The 784-nt window shown below is 44.9% G+C and carries 1 protein-coding gene; it reads left to right on the top strand.

Annotation, left to right across the window (positions count from 1 at the left end; genetic code table 11):
- A partial coding sequence (locus tag ACS8FC_RS16650) for a UDP-2,3-diacylglucosamine diphosphatase (protein ID WP_439297598.1) occupies nt 1-784 on the top strand: 784 nt, incomplete at both ends.

Here is a 784-nt window from a genome sequence, read left to right as displayed (position 1 = left end):
GGCAAGTATTGATTAGCGATTTGCATTTATCGCCTCAGGAGCCTGCCTTAGTGCAGGCTTTTTTGGCGCTGCTCGATGACTGTCTTGCCCTGCCAGCGCTCAAACGCCTCTTTATATTGGGTGATTGGTTTGAGGTGTGGCTAGGTGATGATACGTATTTATCCCTATTAAAAGAAAAAAGTTCAGAAGACGAGCAGATGGCGCATTGGCTAACCCCATTGATTGCAAAGCTAAAACAGCTACGTATCAATGGTTGCGAGATATTAGTCATGCACGGCAACCGTGACTTCTTGTTAGGCCAACCGTTTTGTAATCTGTTCGGTGGTGAGCTTATCGATGAGCCATATACTTTGCTTGTCGGTCAACAAACTTACCGCTTAGAACACGGTGACGCACTCTGTACCGATGACAAGAAATATCAACTCTTTCGCAAAATCATGCGTAATCGTCTGACCCAGTGGTATTTGCTAAATAAATCATTAGAGAAACGCTTGTCCATCGCAGACAATATGCGCAAAAAAAGCCAGCAAAATAACGCCAATAAAGCGGCTTATATCATGGATGTCAACGATAAAGCCGTGCATCAAGCCATCACCGATAACGATGCGCTACTGCACGGACATACCCATCGCCCAGATATTCATCACGTCACCGCTGACAAAAAACGTTATGTGCTTGGTGATTGGCGCTTGCTAGATATTGACACTCGCCAGCCAAAAGTCAGCGCGGTAATTGGGGTAGTGACAGATAATGAGCATTCAAATGACCGTTTCAATAGTAACAA

The sequence above is a fragment of the Psychrobacter sp. 1Y4 genome, assembly GCF_051847555.1.
Note: the sequence above shows the minus strand (reverse complement) of the source record. Positions and strands in the feature narration are given on the sequence as shown.